A 23,998-nucleotide genomic window follows, 5' to 3' on the forward strand; every position below is an offset into this window, starting at 1 on the left:
GGAAACCGATGAACAACGTTCTGAAATTCTCTGCTCTGGCCCTGGCCGCAGTTCTGGCTACCGGTTGCAGCAGCGCATCGAAAGAAACCGAAGCACGTCTGACTGCTACCGAAGACGCAGCAGCTCGTTCCCAGGCTCGTGCAGACGAAGCTTACCGTAAAGCTGATGAAGCTCTGGCTGCTGCTCAAAAAGCACAACAGACTGCTGACGAAGCTAACGAGCGTGCTCTGCGCATGCTGGAAAAAGCTAGCCGCAAGTAATAGTCCTTCGGGATTGTTATCGAGCCGACCCATTTTTGGGTCGGCTTTTTTATTGCTTGGCGTTTAAGCAGGCGATAAAAAACCCGCCGACATCGCGAAACGTCGGCGGGTTGCTTTCGAGCTTTACTGCTGCAAGTCGATCGGCGCGCTCGAGACCATCGGTGCCGAGGTATTGGGAACGGCAATTTCCACCGGCAGGCCATCTTCCGCCGCCACCACGTCCCGCACCACGTCCCAGTTCATGCGCAGGTTACTGGTGATGTCTTCGCGCTTGAGCATCGCATTGATCACCGCGGTGTGCTTGTCCACCACCGACGGGTTGCCCTTGTCGTCCAGTGGCGTATGCGCTTCCAGGTACACCTTGCCACCGCTCAAGCCCAGCTTGTAGGGGTCGTTGATGATCCGCACCGACGTGCCCACCGGCACCATGCTGGCCATTTCCAGTACGTTGTTGTTGAACATCCTGAAGCAACCGTGGCTGGTCCGCATGCCGATGCCGAACTTCTTGTTCGAACCATGGATCAGGTAGCCCGGGGTGCCCAGGGTGAACTTGAAAGGGCCCAGCGGGTTATCAGGCCCGGCGGGCACGACATTCGGCAACGGGTCGCCGTCGGCAGCGTGTTCGGCCTTGATCGATGCGGGCGGAGTCCAGGTCGGGTTCGGTGTCTTGGCAATGATGCTGGTGTGTGCGATCGGCGACCCCCAGCCCTCACGGCCAATCCCCAGCGGGAAGGTGTACACCACGTTCCGCCCCTTGGGGAAATAGTAGAGACGGTACTCGGCCAAGTTGATCACGATGCCCTCGCGCGGGCCCGGCGGCAGGATGAAGCGAGTGGGCAGCACGATCTCGGTGCCAGCGCCCGGCAACCAGGGATCGACTCCAGGGTTGGCGGCGACCATCTCGCTGTAACCCAGGTCATAGGTGGTGCCCAGGTCGGCAAAGGTATCTTCGTATTTGGCCTTGATGACTTGCACCTGGCCAATGATGTCTTCACCCGGCGGTGGCAGAGGCAGTTCGAGTGCGGCAACGGGGCCCGCCATACACAGGGCGGCAAGAGACAGGCAGCGGGCGACGGCAGGCAAGCGCGGCAACATCCGGGAAATCCTTCGCAGATCGAACAAGGGTATTAAAACGGCGATTGTACACTGCCACCCATTATTTCGGGGAGAGCGGCAATCAAGCGTCCGATGTGCAACAGGTTAGAGGACTTTCAAGCCCCCCTGTGGGAGCGAGCTTGCTCGCGATAGCGGTGGGTCGGCCTGCACCGATATTGAATATGCCACCGTCATTGCGGGCAAGCTCACTCCCACAAGGACAGCCTGGAATCCGAGGATTACAACTCGAACCGCAGCTCCGGCCAGATCGGCGAGGTGCCGCGCTTCTGGGACTCCAGGATCGCCCGGCACAGCGAGCACAGGCGATGATCCTGGAAAATCTTGCGATCGACGCTCGACCAGCGCGGCTGGGCCGGCAGCAGGCTACCGCAAAGGGTGCGGTCGGCCGAGCCACCGAGTTCCAACTGCCGGGTCACCAGATGCACCCGTACTTCCTGGCAGGCGAACAGATCCAGCTGCTCGTCGGGCTCGATCAGTTGGTAGGCAAACAGGGACCAGGCGGGACGCGGCATCGGGGGCTCCAAATCGGGGGCGCCACATTAGCCGAAAGCCCGCCTGTAGAAAAGCGTCAAAGCAGCGGTTTTAGCGTCGGCCAGACATTTTCCAGCAACTTGCCCTGGGCCGCGACGGACGGGTGCAATCCGTCGCCTTGCATCATGCCGGGAACACCTCCGATATCCTTGAGGAAAAACGGCACCAGCGGCACTTTTTTCTCCTCGGCCAGGGTGCTGTAGACCCGGGCGAAGGCATCGGTGTAACGGCGCCCGTAATTGGGCGGCAGTTGCATGCCCAGCAACAACACCTTGGCACCGCTTGCGCGGGAATTGTCGATCATCGCTGCAAGGTTTTGTTGCAATTGCGTTGGCGGCTGCCCGCGCAAGCCATCGTTGCCACCCAGCTCCAGGATCACCAGGTCCGGTTTATGGGCTGCAAGCAGCGCCGGCAGCCGCGCCTGGCCTCCGGCGCTGGTGTCCCCACTGATGGACGCATTGACCACTTTATCGTCAAAACCCTCGGCCTTGAGCCGTTGTTCGAGCAACGCTACCCAACCTTGCCGGGTATCCAGGCCGAAAGCCGCGCTGATACTATCGCCAACGATCAGGACTGTACCCGCCGCTGCGTTCTGGACCATGCACATCAAGGCCAGGCCGGCACTCAAAAACCACACACGCATCGGATTCTCCATGGGCTCAAGCATTCTCACCGCGACGGACCTTAGCAAAGTGGTCGCCAGCGCGGAAGGTGAACTGACCATCCTGCACGAACTCAGCCTGGAACTGAACAAAGGCGACAGCCTGGCCATCGTCGGCGCGTCCGGTTCCGGCAAATCCACCCTCCTGGGCCTGCTGGCCGGCCTCGACCTGCCCAGCAGCGGCGAGGTCACACTCGCCGGCCAGGCCCTCAGCGCACTGGATGAAGACCAGCGTGCGCGGGTCCGCGCCGAGCATGTCGGTTTCGTTTTCCAGTCGTTCCAGTTGCTCGACAGCCTCAATGCACTGGAAAACGTCATGCTGCCGCTGGAACTGGACGGCCGCAAGGATGCCCGTGAACGCGCCACACAACTGTTGCAGCGCGTCGGCCTGGGCCAGCGCCTGACCCATTCACCGCGCCAGCTCTCCGGCGGCGAACAGCAACGTGTGGCGATTGCCCGCGCCTTTGCCGCCGAGCCCGACGTGTTGTTTGCCGACGAACCCACCGGCAACCTCGACAGCCACACCGGCGAGCGCATCAGCGACCTGCTGTTCGAACTGAACAAGGAACGCGGCACGACCCTGGTGCTGGTCACCCATGATGAACGCCTGGCCCATCGCTGCCGGCGCCTGATCCGACTTGAAGCCGGCGAGATGGTCGCCCCTCTGGAGCCTTGATGGCACGCTTGCCGCTGTTGCGCCTGTTCAGTCTCGCTGTCCGTCAATTGCTTCGCGATGCTCGCGCCGGTGAGTTGCGGGTGTTGTTCTTCGCCCTGCTGGTGGCGGTGGCGGCAAGTACCGCCATCGGCTACTTCGGTGCCCGCCTCAACGGCGCAATGATGATGCGCGCCACCGAATTCCTCGGCGCCGACCTGCTGCTCGAAGGCAGCTCGCCGGCCCGTCCGGAGCAGATACGCAGCGGCACCGAACTGGGCCTGGAACACGCCCGGGTGGTGGAGTTCTCCAGTGTCGTGGCCACCGACAATGGCATCCAGTTGTCCAGCGTCAAGGCGGCCGATGACACCTACCCACTGCGCGGCGAGCTGAAAAGCAGCCCAGCCCCCTTCGCGTCGGAAGAAACCGGCGGCCGTCCGAACCCTGGCGAGGCCTGGGTCGAGGCACGGCTGCTGACGGCACTGGACCTGAAGATCGGCGACAGCATCGACGTTGGCAACCAAACCCTGCGGTTGGCCCGAGTGCTGACCTATGAACCGGATCGCGCCGGCAATTTCTACAGCCTCACCCCGCGAGTACTGATCAACCTCAAGGACCTGGAAGCCACCGGCGTGGTGCAACCGGGCAGCCGTGTCAGCTATCGCGACCTGTGGCGCGGTCCGGCACCGGCCTTGCAAACCTACCGCGACCTGGTCAAACCTGGCCTTGAAGCCAACCAGCGCCTGCAGGATGCCCGCGACGGTAACCGTCAGATCGGCGGCGCCCTGGGCAAGGCCGAGCGCTACCTGAACATGGCCAGTCTGGTGGCGGTGTTGCTATCCGGGGTCGCCGTCGCGCTCTCGGCCAACCGCTTTGCCACCCGACGCTTTGATGCCAGCGCGCTGCTGCGCTGCCTGGGCCTTTCACGCCAGGAAACCATGGTGCTGTTCAGCCTGCAATTGACGGTGCTGGGCCTGCTCGCCAGTATCAGCGGCGCCCTGCTCGGCTGGGTCGCCCAACTGGGCCTGTTCGCCCTGCTGCATGACCTGCTGCCCACCACCGTTCCGCCGGGTGGCCTGCTGCCGGCGATCGCCGGGATCGGTACCGGGCTGGTGGCGCTGGCGGGGTTCGCCCTGCCGCCACTGGCTGCGCTGGGACGAGTGCCACCGTTGCGCGTGCTGCGCCGGGACATGCTGCCGATCCCCTCCAGCTCCTGGGTGATCTACGGTGCCGCATTGGGAGCCCTGGGCCTGATCATGTGGCGCCTGAGCCTGGACCTGGTCCTGACCTTCGCCCTGCTGGGCGGTGGCGTCGTTGCCGCGCTGGTGCTGGGCGGCTTGTTGTTGCTGCTGCTCCAGAGCCTGCGTCGCCTGCTGGCCCGCGCCGCCCTGCCCTGGCGCCTGGGCCTCGGCCAATTGCTGCGCCATCCCCTGGCAGCCGCCGGTCAAGCCTTGGCGTTCGGCCTGATCCTGTTGTCCATGGCGTTGATCGCGTTGCTGCGTGGTGAACTGCTGGACACCTGGCAAAACCAGTTGCCCAAGAACGCGCCGAACTACTTCGCCCTGAACATCCTGCCCAACGACAAGCAGGCCTTCACCGACAAACTGCTGGAATTGTCCGCACAATCGGCCCCGCTCTACCCCGTGGTGCCCGGCCGCCTCATCAGCATCAATGGCGAACCGGCCACGGAGTTCGTCACCAAGGACTCGGCGGGTGACCGGGCGCTGCAGCGCGACCTGAGCCTGACCTGGGCCGCGGAGCTGCCAGCGGGCAACGTCGTCACTGCAGGGACCTGGTGGCCGCAGCAACCTGCGGACGATGTCCCGGGGGTTTCGGTGGAAGGCAAAGTAGCCGAGAACCTCAAGATCAAGTTGGGTGACCGCCTGGTCTTCAGCGTGGGCGGCGTCAACCGTGAAGCCAAGGTCACCAGCCTGCGGGAAATCAACTGGGACAATTTCCAACCCAACTTCTTCATGATCTTCCAACCCGGTACATTGAAAGACCTGCCGGCGACCTACCTCACCAGTTTCTACCTGGCGCCGGGACACGACCAACAGATCGTCGACCTGTCCCGGGCCTTTCCGGCGGTGACGATCCTGCAAGTCGAGGCCTTGCTCGAACAACTGCGCAGCATCCTGGCCCAGGTGACCCTGGCCGTGGAGTACGTGTTGCTGTTCGTGCTGGCGGCGGGAATGGCGGTGTTGTTCTCCGGCCTGCAGGCGACCCTCGACGAACGAATCCGCCAAGGCGCGCTGTTGCGCGCACTGGGCGCCGAACGCCCCCTGCTGGTCAAGGCCCGGCGCATCGAGTTCGGCCTGCTGGGCGCCGTCAGTGGCCTGCTTGCGGCCCTGGGTTCGGAGCTGGTGAGCCTGGTGCTTTACCGCTACGCCTTCGACCTGCCCTGGCATCCGCATCCATGGCTGTTGGTATTGCCGCTGCTGGGGGCTTTGTTGATCGGTGCGGCCGGGGTGTTCGGCACCCGTCGGGCGCTCAACGCCAGCCCGCTGACAGTATTGCGCGAGGGTTGATAGACTCCCGGCTTCGCTATCAAAAGAAGTTGCCATGAGCCGTTATCGCCCACCCCGCACCGCCGGCACCGCGCTGATCACCCCCGAGGGTGAAGCGCGGATGCGCGCTGAATTCCATGAGCTGTGGCATGTGCGCCGTCCCCAGGTGACCCAGGCGGTCAGCGAGGCGGCGGCCCAGGGTGATCGTTCGGAAAATGCCGAATACACCTACGGCAAGAAAATGCTGCGGGAAATCGACAGTCGCGTGCGCTTCCTCACCAAGCGCCTCGAAGCGCTCAAAGTGGTCAGTGAGAAACCCAGCGATCCGAACAGGGTGTATTTTGGCGCCTGGGTCACGGTTGAAGATGAGGACGGCAAGGAATCACGCTACCGCATCGTCGGCCCGGACGAGCTGGACCTGAAACAGAACCTGATCAGCATCGACTCGCCTTTGGCACGGGCGCTGATCGGCAAGGCCCTGGACGCCGAGGTCAGCGTCCAGACGCCCACGGGCGAAAAACGGGTCTACATCGTGGACATCGCGTATCCGTGACCCTCACCTCAACGGCGCGTGATCAAGCCCTGCCGTGCGACACGGGTCAGTTGCCGGATCATTTCAGGAGCGTCCGCTGCGCTGGGGGACTGGATGACAGCCAGGTCGAAGCTGTCATTGGCAAAACGCGCCAGTGACTCACCGTCTTCGACAAACTGGATCAGGAAAGCGGCAGGCCCGTGGTTGCGACGCGGCCAGCCGTCGAGGTAACGCAAGAGTGTTGGCTGGTGAGTGCCGCCCAGGAGAATTTTCGGATTGCGTTGCACAAGGTTCGCCGTGATCGGCGCAAGACGTACAAGGGGACTGGGTGCGTTCATCGTGTCGTGTCTCTGCCTCGAAAGTCTGCATGGCAGGTGAGAGGCAACACCGAACCAGCGCTTTAGCGGTATTTCGAAGCCGTGTCTTTCGGCTTCTATCGGCAACGTGATGAGTCACCTGGCGCCCCGCAAGTAGCTGTTTAAATCGGCGCATGAACGGCATCCTAGAGAAGCTGACCGGCCAGTGTCAAGAATCACTCCCCATAAAAAAGGCCCGTACAAGACGGGCCTCGGGTTCCAATCGTGCACTCAACCCGCGATGGCGCGATCGACCGACAACTTGCCCGCCCCTTCGATCAGCACGGCAATACTGCCCGCCAGCAACGCCAGGGCGAATTCATAACCGTTGTTGGCCATGAACAAGCCGTTACCGATGTGCACGGAGAAAATCGCCACCAGCGACAGGAAGGCCAGGCCCAGTGCCGCAGGACGCGCCAGCAGACCGACGATCAGCGCCAGCCCGGCGAAAAACTCCGTACCTCCCGCCAGTGTCGCCATCACATAGCCCGGGGTCAGGCCGATGCTTTCCATCCACTGCGCCGTGCCTGCAAGGCCGTAGCCACCGAACAGACCAAAGAGTTTCTGCGCGCCGTGGGCGGCGAATATGACACCGACGGCGATGCGCAGGACAGTCAAGCCATAGCCGGCGCGGGTGAACAGAACTTTGTTGATGAGAGTGCTCATAGGTCATTCCTTGGGAGTAGTAGAGAGTGGTCGCTATACTAATCAATAAAACTCATGCTAAAAGCGGAAAAAGCCCGTAATACCAATCAGTTTATTCGATCATTTACGCAATGCAACCTTTTGCTCCTTCGGTTCCAAGGACTCCCGTTCACGATCAAACGCCAGGTAGTACTTATTCACACTATTAACATAGCTGACGGCCCCCATTCCTACCTGCTCCATGGCAATGCGTTCGACCTGGAAAAACCATTGGTTGGGGTTCAGCCCCCGCCGCCGGGCCTCGGCTCGCATGCCTTGGACGCGCTCGGGGCCCATGTTGTAGGCCGCCAGGACGAAGGCCATGCGTTCGCGATCGTTGAGCTTGGGGCTGGCAAAGAACTTGCGGCGGATGAGGGCCAGGTACTTGGCGCCGGCCTGCACGTTGGCGTCCACGTTCTGGATGTTATCGACCCCGACCCGCTGGGCTGCCGCCGGGGTGATCTGCATCAGGCCGGTGGGGCCTGCACCGCTGCGGGCATTGGGTTGCAGGGCGGATTCCTTGAAAGCCAGAGCCGCCAGGTTGAGCCAGTCCATGCCTTGGGCATCGGCATGTTTTTGCAGCACCGGGCGCAGCTTTTCCAAGCGTTGGCGATTGGCCCGGGCCAGCGGATAGTGAACCTGGTACAAACGCCGGTAGATGCGCAGGAATGCCGCGTCCTGATTGTCGGGCACCTTATAGGTCGCCAGGAACCGGTCGATGCTCGCCCGCAGCATGGCGGCGTCACGGCGAACAAACCAATACTCGTCACCCGGCTCGCCAATCAGCACCTGGCGGTCGAAGCGCAGCTTGGGCAGGATCTTGCCCCAGCGCTCGGCAATGGGTTGCTCGACGATGGTCAAATGGAAAATCCCGCCCTGGACCATCTCCAGGACATCTTCCACGGCCAAGGTAGGATCGACCCATTCGATCTTCACTGGCGGCAGTTTGAGCAGCGCCAGTTTCTGGTTGATCTGGCTCACGGCATCCCCGGCCGCACTGCCGTTGGGCAGGGCCAGGGTCCTGCCGGAAAGTTGCTCCACGCGTGTGTAACGCTTCTCTCCCTTGATGCCCACCAACAGCAAAGGCACGTCGGTACGGATCGGATTGCTGGCGCTGACAGCATGGCCGGCCTGAGGCTCAAGCAGCTCACCCGGCGCGACAAGATCGCCCTCCCCGCGCTGCAAGGCACCGAGCAGTTGGTCCTTGGCCTTGGGAATGATCTTGAGGGTGATTTCCTGGCCGTCCCGGGCATGACCGTTGAGATATTGCTCGAAAGCACGCAGCCGATGGTATTCGACGCCAATGGGTTGCCCCTGGACTTCACCGGAGCTGTTGCGGCTCTGGTTGACCAAAACCTTCAACACACGGCTGCTGCGGATCTGCGCCAGGTCACGCACCGTGCCCGGCGCCGCCTGCACCGGCCCGGGCAGCCGTGCTTCGGCCGGTATCGGCAACAGCAGCGAACAACACAACAGTAACAATACCTGGGGACGTGTCATCCACTCTCCGGAAGGAACACTGCGGACCGCCTCCATGAAACACGAGGCTGAGTCGACAGAAACAGAGCGCCAGGGGCGCTGAAAAAGTGCGGAAGACTGGCACAGTGATGGCTTTTATACCAACCCTATGTGTCTCGCGGCCTTAACAGACAGCCTCAACTCATTGTAGTTCTTGGCTTTTCTTATAAATCTACAGCTCTGATATGCTTTCCGGCCTTTGGGCCGAGGTAGCACCATGCAACTCATCGATATCGGCGTCAACCTGACCAACCCCAGTTTCACCGACAAACACCAGGCGGTGCTTGAGCGTGCCTATGCATCCGGGGTCTGCCAACTGGTCTTGACCGGCACCAGCATCGAGGGCAGCGAACAAGCCCTGCAATTGTGCCAACACCTCGACGAGACCGGGGAAAGACTGTTTTCCACCGCTGGCATTCACCCCCACAGCGCCAGCGAGTGGACCAACGATAGCGCCCGGCACCTCAAGGACCTGCTGATGCACAGCCGCGTGCGTGCGGTGGGTGAATGCGGACTGGATTTCAACCGAGACTTCTCGCCCCGCCCCCAGCAGGAAAAGGTCCTAGAGGAACACCTCGCCCTGGCGGTTGAGCTGCAATTACCGATCTTCCTGCATGAGCGCGACGCCGACCAGCGCTTGCTGGACATTCTCCGGGAGTTTCGCGATCAATTGCCGGCAGCGGTGGTGCACTGCTTCACCGGGGAAAAAAAGGCGTTGTACAGCTACCTCGATCTCGACCTGCATATTGGTATCACTGGCTGGATCTGCGACGAACGCCGGGGCACGCACCTGCACCCGTTGGTGCGCGAAATACCCCGTGGCCGGCTGATGCTCGAAAGCGACGCGCCCTACCTGCTGCCCCGCACGCTGCGGCCCAAACCCAAGAACGGGCGCAACGAGCCGGCCTACCTGACGGAAGTCCTGCGCGAAGTGGCCTTGCACCGGGGCGAAACCCAGGAAGACCTGGCAGCCCACAGCAGCGCCTGCGCCCGAGCGTTCTTTGGACTGCCCACGATCTCCTGAACCCTGCAACCCCCTGTGGGAGCGAGCTTGCTCGCGATAGTGGCGCACCAGCTTGCTCATTGGCTGACTGACACACCGCTATCGCGAGCAAGCTCGCTCCCACAAGGGATTCTGTTGTCTGTTGGCCCACATCAAAACCCTGGGACCCCGCTGTCTGTTGACCCACATCAAAATCCCGGCGCCTGAATAGCGGCAGAATAATGGCACCTTGCCAATGCTGTTTACGCTATCAGAGAAAACCTTCCATGGGTGCCTGGCTTAGCAATATCTCGTTGAAATACAAATTCTGGGCGGTCAATGCGGTCGCCTTTATCACCACCTTGCTCCTGGTGCTCTACGCGGTGCACCTCGAACAGCAGGCGCGCAACCACGCAGCCCAGGCAAACGCCCAGGCCCAAGCACAGGTGCTCAATGCCTGGCCTGCCGGGCAACCGTTGCCCAGGGCTGAGGATCTCTTGGCATTCCGGCGCGACCAGGTTCCGGTGTTCAACGAACGACCGTTGACTTCGCTGGTTCAGGCCGATGGCTGGGTCGAACTCGATGCCGGGCCGCTGCTTGGCGACGATCCGTTGCTGGGTGCCCAAGTGATCCGTCGAGCTGACGGACAATCACTCGCGGTGTTGGCTCAAGGGGTAAGCCTGAGCCAAGTGTTCGGTGAACGCTTCAGCCAATACGCCATGGCCGTGTTCGTATTGATGCTGGCAATGTTGGGCGCATCGCAGTTGTTGATCCGCTTTTTGCTCAGCCAGCTCAACACGCTCAAGGACGTGATGCTGCATGTGGAAAAAACCGGTGACCTGTCCGCCCGTGTGCCGCTGGCCTGCAAGGACGAAGTGGGCCAGATGGCGGCTGCGTTCAACGCCATGCAGGCCGGTTATCAACGGGTGGTCGACACCGTTGCCAGCACTGCCCGGCAGTTGGACAGTGGTGCGGCGCGCCTGGCGTCGAGCATGAACGATGTTCGCCACGGCATGCTCGGCCAGCAAAGCGAAACCGATCAGGCAGCCACGGCGATCAACGAAATGTCCGCCACGGTTTATCACATCGCCCAGCACGCCGGCGCCACCCGCGACCTGTCGAAAACCGCAGACACCTTGGCCGGCAACGGTCACGAAGTAGTCGGCCGGGTGCAACAGTCGATCACCGGGTTGTCGGCGGGGGTGCAGCAGACCGCCGAAATGATCCAGCGCCTGGCCGAAGACAGTCAGAAGATCAACAGCGTGGTCAATGTGATCCACAGCATCGCCGAGCAAACCAATCTGCTGGCCCTGAACGCGGCCATCGAAGCGGCGCGGGCCGGGGAAATGGGCCGAGGTTTTGCCGTGGTGGCCGACGAGGTGCGCAACCTGGCCAAGCGGGTACAGGCCTCCACGGATGAAATCACCACCATGGTCTCGGCCCTGCAAGCCGGCACCCGGGACGCGGTGGACTTCATGCAGGAGAGTTCGCTCAAGGCCGACGATTGCGTGCAGCAGGCCCGCGAGGCCGGCGACGCGCTGGCACAGATCACCGCAGCGGTGGCCCAAATGCGCGAGAGCAACACCCAGATCGCGGTTGCGGCCGAGCAACAAAGCCATGTCGCCGAGGAAATGAACCGGGCGGTGGTGAGCATTCGCGACGTGACCGAAAACACTGTGCGCCAGACCGTCGATTCAGCCACCACCAGCGATGAATTGGCAACGTTGGCGGGCGAGTTGAGCAAGGCGATCGGGCAGCTCAAACTTTGAGGACGCCTTCGCGAGCAAGCTCCCACATGGGATCGAGTCGGACACAAAAGTTTGTGAACCCGGCAGACCCCATGTGGGAGCGAGCTCGCTCGTGAAGAGGCCAGTACAGTCAACTCAAATGTAATCTTTGAAACTCTATCGCCCCGATAACCAACCTCGATTCGCAGGCGCCCTGGCAGGCACCTATTCTTCAAGCATAAGTGCACACGAATAGAGGGAATAGCATCATGGGCAAACGTCATCCCAATCTTCCAGCCTGGCAATGGCGCGCCTACCCCGACAATCATCGCCACCCCACCAACCTGGTGTTGCACCTGATTGCCGTGCCGCTGTTCATCATCGCGTTTCTGCTGATTGTGACGGGCGTGTTCAGCTTGAGCCTGGGGGACATCGCCATCGGCGTCATCGGCCTGCTCGCGGCACTCGGATTGCAGCGTCACGGACACAGCCTGGAGGCCCAGGCTTCCGAGCCGTTCAGCGATCGCAAGGATGCCGTGTCACGCCTGTTGGTGGAGCAGTTCCTGACTTTTCCACGGTTCTTTCTCAGCGGGGGCTGGTGGCGCGCCTGGCGTGATCGCCACCGTCACCACCGTAAACCTTAGCCAAAGCGGCCTTACCCGAAGATCGTTACCGTCTGCCGGCTCAGGGCGATCAAGCGGCCATCGGCGCTCCAGAACTTCGCGGCAATATGGCCGTAGCCGTCCTGGGCATGTTCGATCTCGGCCAGGTACTTGCACCAGTCCAGGGTCGTGAGATCCAGCAGCGGCTGGACGAACTCGATGGTCCACGTGAGCGTGCTGCCCGGAGCCATTTGTGAGAGATGAGGCAACAACGCCGGGGGCCAGGCGTCCACCAAGGCCAGGATATGGCTTTCGTTCAGCGGCTGCTCCTGCACATCGCCGCGCAAGCGCACCCAGCCGCCCATGCTCCGTGATTTATTGCCGCTGAACGGCACGCCGCCGACGCTCCAGCGCATCGCCAGGTGCCGCATGAACTCTGGGGTCATGCCCTTGACGTAAGGCAGCTCCTGGGATTGCTCCACGCTCTTGAATTCCGGCGCGGGATCGGCCTGTACCGCCACCACGGACGAGCGCGAGGCACCAAAGCTGCCTTGCACCACAGTCACCACCTGACCGTTCTGCACCGCGCGTCCCAACACTTGGCTTACCGCCTTGCCTTCTCGCAACACGTCGACTTCGAAACTGACCGGCACGTCGGGCTCGACCGGGCCGACAAAGGTAATCGCCAGGGAACGCACCGGGCGATCCGCCGGCACTTGGGCACGCATCGCCTCATATTGCAGCGCCGCCACCAAACCGCCAAAAGTGGCCCGGCCCTGGCCCCATTCTGGCGCGATGGTTACCGCACCTGGCTGCCGGCGCACGGCATCGATCAACTCGGAAAAGTGCATGACGACCTCGAAAACGGGGGAAAAGGATGACGGCATCTTAACCAGCCCAGGCAGGCGGCACAGGGCTCATTCCGGCCAAAGAGGCTGACAGAAAAGCCGAGGATCTCGAAGCCACCCCCACCCCACTGTGGGAGCAAGCTTGCTCGCTCCCACAGTGGGAAACGGGGTGGATTCAGGACTTTTCGAAGCAACTCGCAATCAATTTGTCGAGCACCTTGTCGGACTTGGCCTCGGCCTTTTCCATCGTGGCGTGCCAGGTGGGCACGCAAGCTTGCAGGTCGGTTTCTTCCTTGGCCCTGGCCAGCCATTGCCAGCAATCGTGCCAGTCGCCCAGCGCGCCCTGGGCGGACTTGAGCCGTGGCATGGCGGCTTCGGGCAGGCGGTCGAGCTCAGGATAAGCTTCGATGGCGTAGCGCACGCGCTTGATCAGCAGGCGCAACCGGTGGCGGTCATGGGCGGGATCGCGCAGGGCTTCGCCGAGTTTCTTCCACTGTTTGTCCAGGCGCTTTTCGATGCGTTTGCGCAAGCCCTTCAGCAGCCCCTCACGTTGGGCGGCGCGAACGAAACGCGGGAAGGCATCGAGCATCATCAGCAACTGGGCCAGTTCAACACTCGCGGCCACGGCGGGATAGGCATCGGCCATTTGTACCTGGCGTCGCCGCGCCGCCTCGGCCTGGCCATGTTGTTCAAGGTAAGCCGCCAACACCTCCCGGTCGCGCAGGGGCGTGGTCAGGGTGCCCACCGCCGAAGCCGCTGTTTCCAGTTGTTCGACGCCGGGCAATCCGCGCAGCGGACGAAGCAGGCTGCGCAAACGGCGTACCGTGGTCCGCAGGTCATGCAGCGCTTCGCTGTCGGTGTGGGCATTCAAGCGGGCCTGACAGGCCAACAGGCGGACTTCCAGGCCCAGTATGCGGGCCACCAGCCGATCGATCATGGAACGTACTCCGTACGCAGCTTTGAGCTGCAAGCTGCAAGTGGAAGCAGCGGGTATCGCCCTCTTGCAGCTTGTAGCTTGCGGCTGCCTTTATCGTCCCGCGCGGGATTCGCGAATGTAGAAACGCGCCTTCTCGGCTTTCTTGGAGCAGCCTTCGAACGCTTCGAATTGCTGCTGGGTCTTGGCGCCCGTCAGCAGGGACAAGGCCTTGGAGTAGCTGACGGTGCCGGCAAAACCTTCGGCCTTGGCCAGGTCCAGTTCACGCCAGGCGCTGTCGAGCTGGCTGCCACAACTGTCGCGGTAAGCGGTTTTGCCTGCGCAACCGGCCAGGGCCAAAATCATCAAAGATGCCACCAAGGGCAGGCGGATCCGGGCTTTCATCAATAACACCTCAGGTCAGGTCAACAGTCGTGCTGTTAAGACGGTGGCAACGGCGAAAAGTGCCTTGCTTGACCGCGTAAATTCAAGTGTGGCCGAGCATACGCAAATGCCGTCGCAGCGTGTCAAAAAACGACGTCTTCGCCACAACGATTGAGCCGAGCCGTCGATGAGTGCATTGTTGAAGTCTGTTCGACAAGAGGCCGGGTCATGACAAAACGTATCGCATTGGTATTGGGCTCGGGTGGCGCCCGGGGCTATGCCCATATCGGGGTGATCGAAGAAATCGAACGACGTGGCTACGATATTGCCTGCATCGCCGGCTGTTCCATGGGGGCTGTCGTGGGGGGGATCTATGCGGCGGGCAAGCTCGATGAGTATCGCAACTGGATCGAAAGCCTGGATTACCTGGATGTCCTGCGTCTGGTGGACGTCAGTTTTCGCCTGGGGGCGATCCGCGGCGAGAAGGTCTTTGGGCAGATCCGCAAGATCGTCGGTGAACTCAACATTGAAGACTTGCGTATCCCCTACACCGCCGTCGCGACCGACCTGACCAACCAGCAGGAAATCTGGTTCCAGGAAGGCTGCCTGCACCAGGCAATGCGCGCCTCGGCGGCGATTCCCAGCCTGTTCACACCCGTGATGCAAGGCAATCGCATGCTGGTGGATGGCGGCCTGCTCAATCCGTTGCCGATCGTGCCGGTGGTGTCGAGCCACTGCGACTTGATTATCGCGGTCAACCTCAACGCCACCAACCAGAAACAGTACCGATTACCGGTGATCCCGCGCCCCGCCGCGTTCAGGCGCCGCTTCGACACCCTGGTCAGTTCCCTGGGCTCGCGCCTGCCGTTTCGCCGCAAGCAGGCCGAGCAGTTGTTACTGCTGGAGCAGGAAGCCTTGAAAGCCGAGGCCGCCGACATCAACCCGTGGATCGACTCGGCCGAGCCCGAGGGCCAACAACCGGCTGCCGCGCCAGAGAACGAAGGCGCACCGAAATCCGCCACCGGCTCATTCATCATCGATAACGTCGGTCCGGCTTCGTTGCTGGACTTGATCAACCAGAGCTTCGAAGTGATGCAGACCTCGCTGGCCCAGTACAAGATCGCCGGTTACCCGCCGGATGTGCTGATCAACGTGCCGAAACGGGTGTGCCGGTTTTTCGAGTTCTACAAGGCGCCGGAGTTGATCGCCCTGGGGCGGGAGATTGCCAGCGATACCCTGGACCGCTATGAGCGTGAACAGAATTGAACACACTCGCTGAGCCCTTGTGGCGAGGGAGCTTGCTCCCGCTGGGGTGCGAAGCGCCCCAGAAGCGAATGCTCGGTGTATCAGGTTCATTGAGTTGGCTGTATCGGGGCTGCTGCGCAGCCCAGCGGGAGCAAGCTCCCTCGCCACATTAGTGCACGACTTGAAGCCTATTCAAGGCTAAACAGCGCCCTCCCCCAACAACCGATACCCCACCCCCGCCTCGGTCACGATGAACCGCGGTCGGGTCGGATCGTCGGCCAGCTTCTGGCGCAGGTGACCGACCACGATCCGCAGGTAATGACTGTCTTCGGTGTGGGTCGGGCCCCAGATGTCCTTGAGCAACTGCTGCTGGGTGATGACCCGCCCCGGGTGCCGCGCCAGTTGCGCCAGGACGGCGTACTCCTTACGGGTCAAGGCCACTTCGGTGCCGTCCAGCAGCACTCGTCGATAGGCCAGGTCCACCGTCAGCGGGCCGAACTTCAGCGCGGCTTCCTGTGGCTCGCCGGCCGGGGCCTGGCGCAACAAGGCACGGATGCGGGCGAGGAATTCCTGGATGCCGAACGGCTTGGTCACGTAATCGTTGGCGCCGTTGTCCAACGCCTCGACTTTCTGCGCTTCGCTGGCCCGCACCGAGAGCACGAGCACCGGCACCGTCGACCATTGGCGAAACTCGCGCAACACCTGTTGGCCGTCCATGTCCGGCAGGCCCAGGTCGAGTACCAGCAGATCGGGCTTGTTCAGCGCCGCCTGGGCAAGCCCTTCGGCACCGGTGCCGGCTTCCAGCACCTTGTAGCCTTGGGAGCTCAAGCTGATGCGCAAGAATTTGCGGATCTGCGGTTCGTCATCAATGACCAAAAGGGTCGCGATCTGGCTCATGAGGTTCGTTCGTTGCAATCCAGTGGAAAGGCACGCAAGTGACAAGAGAGTATCTCAGCCAGGCTCAAGCTTCATCGTCCATGCCCGGTTGCGCCTGCAACGGCAAGTGCAACGTGATGCAAGTGCCGCGTCCGTCGAGGCCATCGGCCACGCTGATTCGCCCGCCGTGGGCACCGACCATGCCCTGGCAGATCGCCAATCCCAACCCTGTGCCCTGCCCGCCCCGATCACCGCGCGCGGCGGTATAGAACATATCGAAGATTTTCTCCCGCTCCTGTTCTGGGATCCCGGGGCCTTCATCGGCCACCGCAAAAAACACCTCATTGTCGCAAGCCCCGGCGCTCAGCAGCAGGCGTCCTTGGGCTGGCGAGAACCGCGCCGCGTTCTCCAGTACGTTCACCAGGGCCTGCTCGATCAACGCCGCATGCACATACAGCAAGGGCAATTCAGCCGGCACCTCGACCGTGAGCGTCAGGGGCGCCAACACCGCTCGCAGGCGATTCAGCGCACTGCCAACGATATCGGCCGGCGCCACCCAGTCCCGCGCCAGTTTCAAAGCACCGTGGCCCAGACGAGTCATGTCCAGCAAGTTCTGGATGTAGCGATCCAACCGCTCGGCTTCATCGCGAGTGCCTTCGAGCAGCTCGCGACGATCAGCCAGCGGGATCGCCTCCCCCAGCGCCAACAGGCTGTCGATGCTGCCGCGCATGGCGGTCAGCGGTGTGCGCAGATCGTGAGACACGGAAGCCAGCAAAGCGCTACGCAGTTGCTCGGTCTCGCCGTGCAGACGCGCCGCTTCCAGGTCCTGGGCCAGTTGCGCCCGAGCCAGTGCCTGGGCCAATGGCTGACTGAGGGCCGCCAGCAAACGGCGACGCTGACCACTCAGGGGCTGGCCTTCTTTCGGGCAGACACCCAGCAAGGCCAGCGGCCCGCCCTCCGCCGACAACGGCCACCACCACCAACGCCCGGAGGGCAGTGTCCCGGTGCCGGCGCCGGCCGACTGATCGTGCTGCCAGGACCAGTCGGCCGCCGCGCGCTCGGCCTCGGTGAGGGTCAACGGCTCGCCGCTTTCGACCTTCCAACCGCCCTGACTGTCGCGGTTGAGCAGGCATAGCTGCAAGTCGTGCCAACCGTTGAGGTGCTGCGCGGCGGCGCTGATCACGGCCTGGCGGTCGGTGGCGGCAGTGAGTTTGCGCGACAGGTCCAGCAATTCGCCGGTTTCCTGTTGGGTGTCGCGCAGGGCCTGCAACTGGCGGCGCTGGCGAGCGGCCAGGTTGCCGGTCAGGGCCGCCATGAGCAGGAAAAACACCAACGTCAGCACGTCTTCTTCGCGCTGGATGGTCAGGGAAAAGTTCGGTGGGATGAACAGGAAATCGTAGGCCAGGAACGACAGCGCCGCGCAGGCCAGCGCCGGGCCGAGGCTGCTGCGTACGGCCACCAGCAACACTGCCATCAGGAACACCAGGGAGATATTGGGCAAGGCCAGCAATCCCGAGATGCCCCAGGCCAATGCGCTGGCCACCACGGTCGCCAGCAACGCCAGCACATAATCGAACCTGGTCTGGACGGCGCCTGAGTGCACACGGGCAGGACGCGGTTGCTCATCGCTGTCCAGCACGTTGATTTCCAGGCCCCGGGCATCGCGCAGCAGGCGCGAAGCGAGGCCGCCGCCAAACAGCCGTCGGCGCAGGCGCGGCCGGGACTGGCCCACCAGCACCAACGTGGCGCGACGTTCGCTGGCGTGCTGGATCAGCGTCCTGGCCACTTCGCCGGCGCGCAGCAGCACCACTTCGCCGCCGAGGCGTTCAGCCAGTTGCTGGGCATTCTGCAAGCGCTGGCGCGAGGCCTCGTCACGGGCGATGCCGTTGTCCACGTGCACCAGGCTCCACGGCAGATGCCGACGCTGGGCGACGCGGCTGGCATGGCGCACCAGGCGTTCAGCCTGCACATCACCGTCCACCCCCACCAGCAAGCGTCCGCGCACCGCCGGCGCGGCCTGGCCCAGTTGTCGATAGCCCAGGGCCAGGTCATTGTCGACCTGGGCGGCGGCGGTCTGCATCGCCAGCTCACGCAACGCGGTCAGGTTGGTCTGGGAGAAAAACGCATCGATCGCCGCCCGGGCCTGTTCCGGCACGTAGACCTTGCCATCGCGCAGACGCTCCAGCAGCTCACGGGGTGGCAGGTCGATCAGCAGCAGCTCATCGGCTTCCTGCAGAACCCAGTCCGGCAACGTCTCGCGAACCTGCACGCCAGTGATGCCGCGTACTTGGTCGTTGAGGCTTTCCAGATGCTGGACATTGACCGTGGTGTAGACGTCGATGCCCGCCGCGAGCAATTCCTGAATGTCCTGCCAACGCTTGGCATGGCGGCTGCCGGGGGCGTTGCTGTGGGCCAGTTCGTCCACCAGGACCAAGTGCGGCCGGGCGGCGAGCAAGCCATCGAGATCCATTTCCTCGAGCATCACGCCGCGATATTCCGAGCGCACCATCGGCTGTTGCGCCAGGCCGCCGAGCAGCGCTTCGGTTTCGCTGCGACCGTGGGTCTCCACTACCCCGGCGATGACCGTAACACCTTGGCGCAGTTGGGTGTGAGCCGCTTGCAGCATGGCGTAGGTCTTGCCGACACCGGGGGCCGCGCCGAGGAAGACCTTGAGCCGGCCACGGCCGTTACGGGGCAGATTGGCTAACAGTGCATCGGCGCGGCCGGAGTCGCTCATGCTGGGGATTCTCTTGTTTCGAATGGGTTCAGCCATCCTGTGGGAGCGAGCATGCTCGCGATAGCGGTAGGTCAGCCACCATTGAGGGAGACTGATACACCCTCATCGCGAGCAAGCTCACTCCCACAGGTTCTATAGTTTTTCCAAGGCCAGGTTCAGCGCCAGCACATTCACCACCGGTGGGCCCACCAGGGGTTGCTCGATGTTGTCGTCGAGCAATTGCTGCAAGGTCGAGGCCGGCAGGTTGCGCGCGGCGGCGACACGCGCCAGTTGATAGGCAATTGCCGCCGGAGGCAAGTGCGGATCCAGTCCGCTGCCGGAGGTGGTCAGCAATGCCAACGGCACCGGGCCCTGACCAGGCACCTGAAGTTTGCGGGCGTCATCAATCACCCGTGTGGCCAGGGCCGGATTGCTCGGGGAGAAATTGCTGGCACCGCTGGCGACCGTGGCGAAGGCAACGGCCGATGGCCGTGGATGAAACCAGGCATCGCCGGTGAAGTCCTGGGCGATCAGCGTCGAGCCACGGACCTTGCCGGCGGCATCGACGATCAGGCTGCCGTTGGCTTGGGCGGGAAAGGCGACCTGCGCCACGCCGGTGACCACCAGTGGGTAGGCGACACCGGTGATCAGGCTCATCAGCAATAACAGGCTCAAGGCCGGGCGAATCAGAGTGGACATTTCAAAATCCTCGAATCAAAAAAATCATCGTGGCGAGGGAGCTTGCTCCCGCTGGGCTGCAAAGCAGCCCCAAAATCAGCCACAGCTACGTGTCAGGCTGGTTGCAGTCAATTTCCTGGGGGTTGCTTCGCAACCCAGCGGGAGCAAGCTCCCTCGCCACAAAACCTCTCCTGGCACAAAAAATCTGTGCGCCGAACATCAGGCTCAAACCAGGTGCAACGCCGTCAGCAACATATCGATCGCCTTGATCCCCACGAACGGCACCACGATCCCGCCCAGCCCATAGATCAACAGATTGCGCCGCAGCAGTGCCGCCGCGCTTGCCGCTTGCACGCGCACGCCGCGCAGGGCCAGAGGGATGAGCACGACGATGATCAAGGCGTTGAAGACAATGGCCGACAAAATCGCGCTCTGCGGGCTGCTCAGGTGCATCACGTTCAGCACGCCGAGCTGTGGATAAATCGACGCGAACAGTGCCGGCAGGATGGCGAAATACTTGGCGATGTCGTTGGCGATGGAAAAGGTGGTCAGCGCCCCACGGGTCACCAACAGTTCCTTGCCGATCTGCACCACATCGAGCAGTTTGGTCGGGTCGCTGTCGAGGTCGACCATGTTGGCCGCTTCGCGCGCGGCCTGGGTGCCGTCGTTCATCGCCATGCCGACATCAGCCTGGGCCAGGGCCGGGGCATCGTTCGCGCCGTCGCCACACATGGCAACCAACCGACCGTCATTTTGCTCGTGACGGATACGCGCCAGTTTTTTCTCCGGCGTGGCCTCCGCCAGCACGTCGTCGACACCGGCCTCGGCGGCAATCGCGGCGGCAGTCAGCGGGTTGTCGCCGGTGACCATCACCGTGCGAATCCCCAGCTTGCGCAGCTCGGCAAAACGCTCACGGATGCCGGGCTTGACCACGTCCTTGAGATGGATAGCGCCGAGCAGCTTGCCGTCCGCGCACACCAGCAACGGCGTACCGCCGCTCTGGGCGATCTTGTCGATCTCCCGCGCCAGGGCCGACGGCAATTCATTGCGTGCAAGACCGATGAAATCCAGCAACGAGTCCACGGCCCCCTTGCGGTAGATGCGCCCCTGATAGTCGACCCCGGACAAACGGGTTTCGGCACTGAACGGCACGGCCGTCAGTGCGTCGACGCCCGGCTCGGGCTGTGGGTGCAAACCTCGCAGGTACTCGACGATGGACTTGCCCTCGGCCGTGTCGTCAGCCAACGAGGCGAACAGCGCGCCTTCGGCCAGCTCCTTGGCACTCACACCAGGGGCGACATAGACCGCCGTACAACGCCGATTGCCAAAGGTGATGGTGCCGGTCTTGTCCAGCATCAGCACATGCACGTCCCCCGCCGCCTCGACCGCACGGCCGGATTTGGCGATCACGTTCAGGCGCACCAACCGGTCCATCCCGGCGATGCCGATGGCCGACAGCAGCCCGCCGATGGTGGTGGGAATCAAGGTGACCAACAGCGCTACCAGAAACACCAGCGGCAGGCTGGCGTTGGCGAAATGGGCGAACGGTTGCAGCGTCACCACCACCAACAGGAAGATCAGCGTCAGACCGATCAGCAGGATATCCAGCGCCACCTCGTTCGGCGTTTTCTGGCGCTTGGCGCCTTCCACCAAAGCGATCATGCGGTCCAGGGTGGACTCGCCTGGATTGCTGGTGATGCGTATCAGCAGCCAGTCGGAGACCAGCCGCGTATTGCCGGTGACGGCCGAGCGATCGCCGCCGGACTCGCGGATGACCGGTGCCGATTCGCCGGTGATCGCTGCCTCGTTGACCGCAGCGATGCCTTCAATCACCTCACCGTCGCCGGGGATCATGTCGCCGGCCTCGACGCGCACCACATCGCCTTTGCGCAGACGAGTGGCGGGGACTGTTTCGAACCCGCTGGCAGTCTGGCGACGTGCGTTGAGACCTTCGCTGCCGGCCTTGAGGCTGTCGGCCCGGGCCTTGCCGCGCCCTTCGGCCAAGGCTTCGGCGAAGTTGGCGAACAGCACGGTGAACCACAGCCACAGTGCAATCTGCGCGGCGACGAACGTCGGCACCGTAGTGTCGGGAATGAAGCACAACACGGTGGTGAGGATCGCGGTCAGTTCCACCACCAGCATCACCGGGGCACGGTGCAACTGGCGAGGATCGAGCTTGACGAAGGCTTGCACCAACGCTGGCCGCCAGAGGGCCGACAGGTGGGTCTTCGGTTGTTCCGGCGCCTTGGCGGCGACGGTTTTGCTCATCGGCATATTCATCATCAGATCCTCAGAAGCCCATGCTCAGGTGTTCGGCAATCGGCCCCAGCGCCAGGGTCGGCAGGAAGGTCAAGCCGCCCACCAGCAGGATGGTCACGGTCAACAAGGTCACGAACAGCGGGCCGTGGGTGGGAAAGCTGTTCTGGCCAATCGGCGCGGTCTTCTTCAAGGCCAGGCTGCCAGCCAATGCCAGTACCGGCAGGATGTAGCCGAACCGGCCGATCAACATGCCCAGGCCCAGCATCAGGTTGTGGAAAGGTGTGTTGGCGCCAAACCCGCCGAATGCCGAACCGTTGTTCGCTCCCGCCGAGGTGTAGGCGTACAACAACTGGCTGAACCCGTGGGCACCCGGGTTACTCACCGCTGCGGCAGGCCCGGGCAGGCTCGCGGCGACGGCACCCAGCACCAGCACGCTGACGGGCATCACCAGCAGGGTTGCCACCAACAGTTGCACCTCTCGGGCGCCCAGCTTCTTGCCCAGGTATTCCGGGGTGCGACCGATCATCAAGCCGGCCAGGAACACGGCGATCAACACGTTCAACAGCATCCCGTAGAGCCCGGCCCCGACGCCGCCGAAGATCACCTCGCCGACCATCATGTTCACCAGCGCCACCATGCCACTGAGCGGGTTGAGACTGTCATGCATGGCGTTGACCGAGCCGTTGGACGCTGCCGTGGTCGTCACCGACCACAGCACCGTGGCGGTGGTGCCGAAGCGCGTCTCCTTGCCTTCCAGCGGCGCGGTCTGTTCGACGGCAGGATCGTTCAGAGCCGGGTTGGGCTGGTATTCGGCCCACAGCGACGTCGCGCCACCGATCAGGAACAGCGCCAGCATGCAAGCGATGATCGCCCGGCTCTGACGCAGGTCCTTGACGTAATGGCCGAAGGTGAACACCAGCGCGGCGGGAATCAGGATGATCGAAGCGACTTCGAACAAGTTGCTCCAGGCCGTCGGGTTTTCGAACGGGTGCGCCGAGTTGACGCCGAAGAAACCGCCGCCGTTGGTACCCAGTTGCTTGATCGCGATCTGGCTGGCGGCCGGCCCCAGCGGGATGACCTGGTCGGCGCCCTGCATGGTGACCCCGTGCACGTAGTGCGCGAAGGTCTGCGGCACGCCCTGCCAGACCAGGAACAACGCCAGCAGCAGGCACAGCGGCAACAGCCCGTAGAGAGTGGCGCGGGTCATGTCGACCCAGAAATTACCCAGGGTCGTGGCGGACTTGCGCCCGATTCCGCGACACAGCGCCACCAGCACGGCCAGGCCGGTGGCGGCGCTGACGAAGTTCTGCACGGTCAGGCCGACCATCTGGCTCAGGTAGCTGAGGGACGCTTCACCACTGTAGGACTGCCAGTTGGTGTTGGTCATGAAACTCACGGCCGTGTTGAAGGCCTGGGTCCACTCCATGCCGGGCAGTTGCTCGTTATTGAGGGGCAGATGTCCCTGCAGCAGCAGAATCGCAAACAGCAACACAAAACCCGCCAGATTGAACGCGAGCATGGCCAGGGTGTATTTCTGCCAGCTCTGCTCAGCGCTGGAATCGACACCGGCCAGGCGATAGCAACCGCGCTCCACCGGGCCGAGGATCGGGGAAAGCCAGGTGCGCTGGCCTTCCATCACCCGGTAGTAAAAACGCCCCAGAAACGGTGCCGGAATCAGCACCAGGGCGAAAAAGGCGAGGATCAGCCCGTAGTCATAACCGTGCATAGCCGCTCCTAGTTCCGATCGGCGCGCAACAGCGCAACCAGCAGATAAATGAACAGCGCCACTGCCAGCAGCAGCGACACCCCGTCCAGAACACTCATGGGATTTCTCCGTGGTACGGCGTCGTGCCGTGTGTGGAGTGATTGTCGGCAGGGAGGCTGTAAAGGAACGAGATCGAGAGAGGGCTTGGGGGATAAAGAAAGTGTAAAAAATGAGGGGTTGGTTGGC

Annotated in this window: 23 protein-coding genes; 8 read left to right on the top strand and 15 right to left on the bottom strand. The window is 62.8% G+C overall.

The window, feature by feature from the left end; genetic code table 11:
• The first annotated feature begins 8 nt into the window (after window positions 1-8).
• Window positions 9-260 (top strand): outer membrane lipoprotei OprI, encoded by a 252-nt coding sequence (oprI, locus tag BT125_RS15930; RefSeq protein WP_003183784.1) that lies wholly within the window; start codon window positions 9-11, stop codon window positions 258-260.
• Between the two features lie 123 nt (window positions 261-383).
• Here the strand turns inward: oprI and BT125_RS15935 are convergent, their stop codons facing one another.
• The 3 genes from BT125_RS15935 to BT125_RS15945 all read right to left on the bottom strand — a co-directional run bounded on the left by BT125_RS15935 (window position 384) and on the right by BT125_RS15945 (window position 2,550).
• Window positions 384-1,355, bottom strand: coding sequence for a L,D-transpeptidase family protein (locus tag BT125_RS15935; protein WP_072408351.1), 972 nt, complete (start codon window positions 1,353-1,355; stop codon window positions 384-386).
• A gap of 239 nt (window positions 1,356-1,594) precedes the next feature.
• Window positions 1,595-1,888: a hypothetical protein gene (locus tag BT125_RS15940; RefSeq protein WP_003199347.1), complete on the bottom strand. Its 294-nt coding sequence runs from the start codon at window positions 1,886-1,888 to the stop codon at window positions 1,595-1,597.
• 56 nt (window positions 1,889-1,944) lie between these two features.
• Window positions 1,945-2,550: an arylesterase gene (locus tag BT125_RS15945; protein ID WP_072408353.1), complete on the bottom strand. Its 606-nt coding sequence runs from the start codon at window positions 2,548-2,550 to the stop codon at window positions 1,945-1,947.
• Window positions 2,551-2,560: 10 nt separating this feature from the next.
• On the opposite strand from BT125_RS15945, the gene BT125_RS15950 reads away from it, so the two are divergent.
• From BT125_RS15950 to greB, 3 genes are read left to right on the top strand one after another with little or no spacing between them, the layout of a single operon-like run.
• On the top strand, window positions 2,561-3,244 hold the full coding sequence (locus BT125_RS15950) for an ABC transporter ATP-binding protein (protein ID WP_072408355.1): 684 nt from the start codon (window positions 2,561-2,563) through the stop codon (window positions 3,242-3,244).
• On the top strand, window positions 3,244-5,748 hold the full coding sequence (locus BT125_RS15955; protein ID WP_072408357.1) for an ABC transporter permease: 2,505 nt from the start codon (window positions 3,244-3,246) through the stop codon (window positions 5,746-5,748). The genes BT125_RS15950 and BT125_RS15955 overlap by 1 nt, the downstream gene beginning before the upstream one ends.
• Window positions 5,749-5,782: 34 nt before the next feature.
• Window positions 5,783-6,280, top strand: coding sequence for a transcription elongation factor GreB (gene greB, locus BT125_RS15960; protein ID WP_072408359.1), 498 nt, complete (start codon window positions 5,783-5,785; stop codon window positions 6,278-6,280).
• Window positions 6,281-6,288: 8 nt separating this feature from the next.
• Here greB and BT125_RS15965 read toward each other — a convergent pair whose 3' ends face one another.
• The 3 genes from BT125_RS15965 to BT125_RS15975 form a co-directional block, all read right to left on the bottom strand.
• Window positions 6,289-6,597, bottom strand: a complete 309-nt coding sequence (locus BT125_RS15965) for a hypothetical protein (protein ID WP_024618163.1) — start codon at window positions 6,595-6,597, stop codon at window positions 6,289-6,291.
• 249 nt (window positions 6,598-6,846) lie between these two features.
• Window positions 6,847-7,281: a DoxX family protein gene (locus BT125_RS15970; protein WP_072408361.1), complete on the bottom strand. Its 435-nt coding sequence runs from the start codon at window positions 7,279-7,281 to the stop codon at window positions 6,847-6,849.
• A gap of 99 nt (window positions 7,282-7,380) precedes the next feature.
• Complete coding sequence (locus BT125_RS15975; RefSeq protein ID WP_072408363.1) at window positions 7,381-8,799, bottom strand: MltF family protein; 1,419 nt, start codon at window positions 8,797-8,799, stop codon at window positions 7,381-7,383.
• Between the two features lie 235 nt (window positions 8,800-9,034).
• Between BT125_RS15975 and BT125_RS15980 the strand changes: the two genes are divergently transcribed.
• The 3 genes from BT125_RS15980 (at window position 9,035) to BT125_RS15990 (ending at window position 12,170) form a co-directional block, all read left to right on the top strand.
• Entirely contained in the window at window positions 9,035-9,841 is an 807-nt protein-coding gene (locus BT125_RS15980; RefSeq protein WP_072408365.1) for a TatD family hydrolase, read from the top strand.
• A 245-nt stretch (window positions 9,842-10,086) separates the two neighbouring features.
• Window positions 10,087-11,568 carry a methyl-accepting chemotaxis protein gene (locus tag BT125_RS15985; RefSeq protein ID WP_072408367.1) on the top strand — a complete coding sequence of 494 codons (1,482 nt, stop codon included), beginning with the start codon at window positions 10,087-10,089 and terminating at the stop codon, window positions 11,566-11,568.
• Between the two features lie 227 nt (window positions 11,569-11,795).
• Window positions 11,796-12,170 (top strand): terminase, encoded by a 375-nt coding sequence (locus BT125_RS15990; RefSeq protein WP_072408369.1) that lies wholly within the window; start codon window positions 11,796-11,798, stop codon window positions 12,168-12,170.
• Window positions 12,171-12,181: 11 nt separating this feature from the next.
• Here the strand turns inward: BT125_RS15990 and BT125_RS15995 are convergent, their stop codons facing one another.
• The 3 genes from BT125_RS15995 to BT125_RS16005 form a co-directional block, all read right to left on the bottom strand.
• The gene (locus BT125_RS15995; protein WP_072408584.1) at window positions 12,182-12,979 is read right to left on the bottom strand and encodes an acyl-CoA thioesterase; all 798 of its coding nucleotides are present in this window, start codon (window positions 12,977-12,979) and stop codon (window positions 12,182-12,184) included.
• A gap of 172 nt (window positions 12,980-13,151) precedes the next feature.
• Window positions 13,152-13,913: a CHAD domain-containing protein gene (locus BT125_RS16000; RefSeq protein ID WP_072408371.1), complete on the bottom strand. Its 762-nt coding sequence runs from the start codon at window positions 13,911-13,913 to the stop codon at window positions 13,152-13,154.
• A 90-nt stretch (window positions 13,914-14,003) separates the two neighbouring features.
• Window positions 14,004-14,294, bottom strand: coding sequence for a hypothetical protein (locus tag BT125_RS16005; RefSeq protein ID WP_060738562.1), 291 nt, complete (start codon window positions 14,292-14,294; stop codon window positions 14,004-14,006).
• Between the two features lie 207 nt (window positions 14,295-14,501).
• Between BT125_RS16005 and BT125_RS16010 the strand changes: the two genes are divergently transcribed.
• On the top strand, window positions 14,502-15,539 hold the full coding sequence (locus BT125_RS16010; RefSeq protein ID WP_072408373.1) for a patatin-like phospholipase family protein: 1,038 nt from the start codon (window positions 14,502-14,504) through the stop codon (window positions 15,537-15,539).
• Between the two features lie 177 nt (window positions 15,540-15,716).
• Here the strand turns inward: BT125_RS16010 and BT125_RS16015 are convergent, their stop codons facing one another.
• From BT125_RS16015 to kdpF, 6 genes are all read right to left on the bottom strand, one after another.
• Window positions 15,717-16,415 (bottom strand): response regulator, encoded by a 699-nt coding sequence (locus BT125_RS16015; RefSeq protein WP_072408376.1) that lies wholly within the window; start codon window positions 16,413-16,415, stop codon window positions 15,717-15,719.
• A 64-nt stretch (window positions 16,416-16,479) separates the two neighbouring features.
• On the bottom strand, window positions 16,480-19,131 hold the full coding sequence (locus BT125_RS16020) for a sensor histidine kinase (RefSeq protein WP_072408378.1): 2,652 nt from the start codon (window positions 19,129-19,131) through the stop codon (window positions 16,480-16,482).
• Window positions 19,132-19,263: 132 nt separating this feature from the next.
• Entirely contained in the window at window positions 19,264-19,809 is a 546-nt protein-coding gene (gene kdpC / locus BT125_RS16025) for a potassium-transporting ATPase subunit KdpC (RefSeq protein ID WP_072408380.1), read from the bottom strand.
• Window positions 19,810-20,013: 204 nt separating this feature from the next.
• Window positions 20,014-22,068, bottom strand: coding sequence for a potassium-transporting ATPase subunit KdpB (gene kdpB, locus BT125_RS16030; protein WP_072408382.1), 2,055 nt, complete (start codon window positions 22,066-22,068; stop codon window positions 20,014-20,016).
• A gap of 10 nt (window positions 22,069-22,078) precedes the next feature.
• The gene (gene kdpA / locus BT125_RS16035) at window positions 22,079-23,773 is read right to left on the bottom strand and encodes a potassium-transporting ATPase subunit KdpA (RefSeq protein ID WP_072408384.1); all 1,695 of its coding nucleotides are present in this window, start codon (window positions 23,771-23,773) and stop codon (window positions 22,079-22,081) included.
• An 8-nt stretch (window positions 23,774-23,781) separates the two neighbouring features.
• The gene (gene kdpF / locus BT125_RS16040) at window positions 23,782-23,871 is read right to left on the bottom strand and encodes a K(+)-transporting ATPase subunit F (protein ID WP_003218754.1); all 90 of its coding nucleotides are present in this window, start codon (window positions 23,869-23,871) and stop codon (window positions 23,782-23,784) included.
• Window positions 23,872-23,998: the final 127 nt, after the last annotated feature.

Origin of the sequence: Pseudomonas sp. NFACC04-2 (assembly GCF_900119265.1) — a bacterium.
GTDB classification, from domain to species: Bacteria; Pseudomonadota; Gammaproteobacteria; order Pseudomonadales; family Pseudomonadaceae; genus Aquipseudomonas; species Aquipseudomonas fluorescens_AA.

Coding starts and splice junctions, on each gene's coding strand:
- oprI (WP_003183784.1), top strand. CDS start 9: ATGAACAACGTTCTGAAATTCTCTGCTCTGGCCCTGGCCGCAGTTCTG.
- BT125_RS15935 (WP_072408351.1), bottom strand. CDS start 1,355: ATGTTGCCGCGCTTGCCTGCCGTCGCCCGCTGCCTGTCTCTTGCCGCC.
- BT125_RS15940 (WP_003199347.1), bottom strand. CDS start 1,888: ATGCCGCGTCCCGCCTGGTCCCTGTTTGCCTACCAACTGATCGAGCCC.
- BT125_RS15945 (WP_072408353.1), bottom strand. CDS start 2,550: ATGCGTGTGTGGTTTTTGAGTGCCGGCCTGGCCTTGATGTGCATGGTC.
- BT125_RS15950 (WP_072408355.1), top strand. CDS start 2,561: ATGGGCTCAAGCATTCTCACCGCGACGGACCTTAGCAAAGTGGTCGCC.
- BT125_RS15955 (WP_072408357.1), top strand. CDS start 3,244: ATGGCACGCTTGCCGCTGTTGCGCCTGTTCAGTCTCGCTGTCCGTCAA.
- greB (WP_072408359.1), top strand. CDS start 5,783: ATGAGCCGTTATCGCCCACCCCGCACCGCCGGCACCGCGCTGATCACC.
- BT125_RS15965 (WP_024618163.1), bottom strand. CDS start 6,597: ATGAACGCACCCAGTCCCCTTGTACGTCTTGCGCCGATCACGGCGAAC.
- BT125_RS15970 (WP_072408361.1), bottom strand. CDS start 7,281: ATGAGCACTCTCATCAACAAAGTTCTGTTCACCCGCGCCGGCTATGGC.
- BT125_RS15975 (WP_072408363.1), bottom strand. CDS start 8,799: ATGACACGTCCCCAGGTATTGTTACTGTTGTGTTGTTCGCTGCTGTTG.
- BT125_RS15980 (WP_072408365.1), top strand. CDS start 9,035: ATGCAACTCATCGATATCGGCGTCAACCTGACCAACCCCAGTTTCACC.
- BT125_RS15985 (WP_072408367.1), top strand. CDS start 10,087: ATGGGTGCCTGGCTTAGCAATATCTCGTTGAAATACAAATTCTGGGCG.
- BT125_RS15990 (WP_072408369.1), top strand. CDS start 11,796: ATGGGCAAACGTCATCCCAATCTTCCAGCCTGGCAATGGCGCGCCTAC.
- BT125_RS15995 (WP_072408584.1), bottom strand. CDS start 12,979: ATGCACTTTTCCGAGTTGATCGATGCCGTGCGCCGGCAGCCAGGTGCG.
- BT125_RS16000 (WP_072408371.1), bottom strand. CDS start 13,913: ATGATCGATCGGCTGGTGGCCCGCATACTGGGCCTGGAAGTCCGCCTG.
- BT125_RS16005 (WP_060738562.1), bottom strand. CDS start 14,294: ATGAAAGCCCGGATCCGCCTGCCCTTGGTGGCATCTTTGATGATTTTG.
- BT125_RS16010 (WP_072408373.1), top strand. CDS start 14,502: ATGACAAAACGTATCGCATTGGTATTGGGCTCGGGTGGCGCCCGGGGC.
- BT125_RS16015 (WP_072408376.1), bottom strand. CDS start 16,415: ATGAGCCAGATCGCGACCCTTTTGGTCATTGATGACGAACCGCAGATC.
- BT125_RS16020 (WP_072408378.1), bottom strand. CDS start 19,131: ATGAGCGACTCCGGCCGCGCCGATGCACTGTTAGCCAATCTGCCCCGT.
- kdpC (WP_072408380.1), bottom strand. CDS start 19,809: ATGTCCACTCTGATTCGCCCGGCCTTGAGCCTGTTATTGCTGATGAGC.
- kdpB (WP_072408382.1), bottom strand. CDS start 22,068: ATGAATATGCCGATGAGCAAAACCGTCGCCGCCAAGGCGCCGGAACAA.
- kdpA (WP_072408384.1), bottom strand. CDS start 23,773: ATGCACGGTTATGACTACGGGCTGATCCTCGCCTTTTTCGCCCTGGTG.
- kdpF (WP_003218754.1), bottom strand. CDS start 23,871: ATGAGTGTTCTGGACGGGGTGTCGCTGCTGCTGGCAGTGGCGCTGTTC.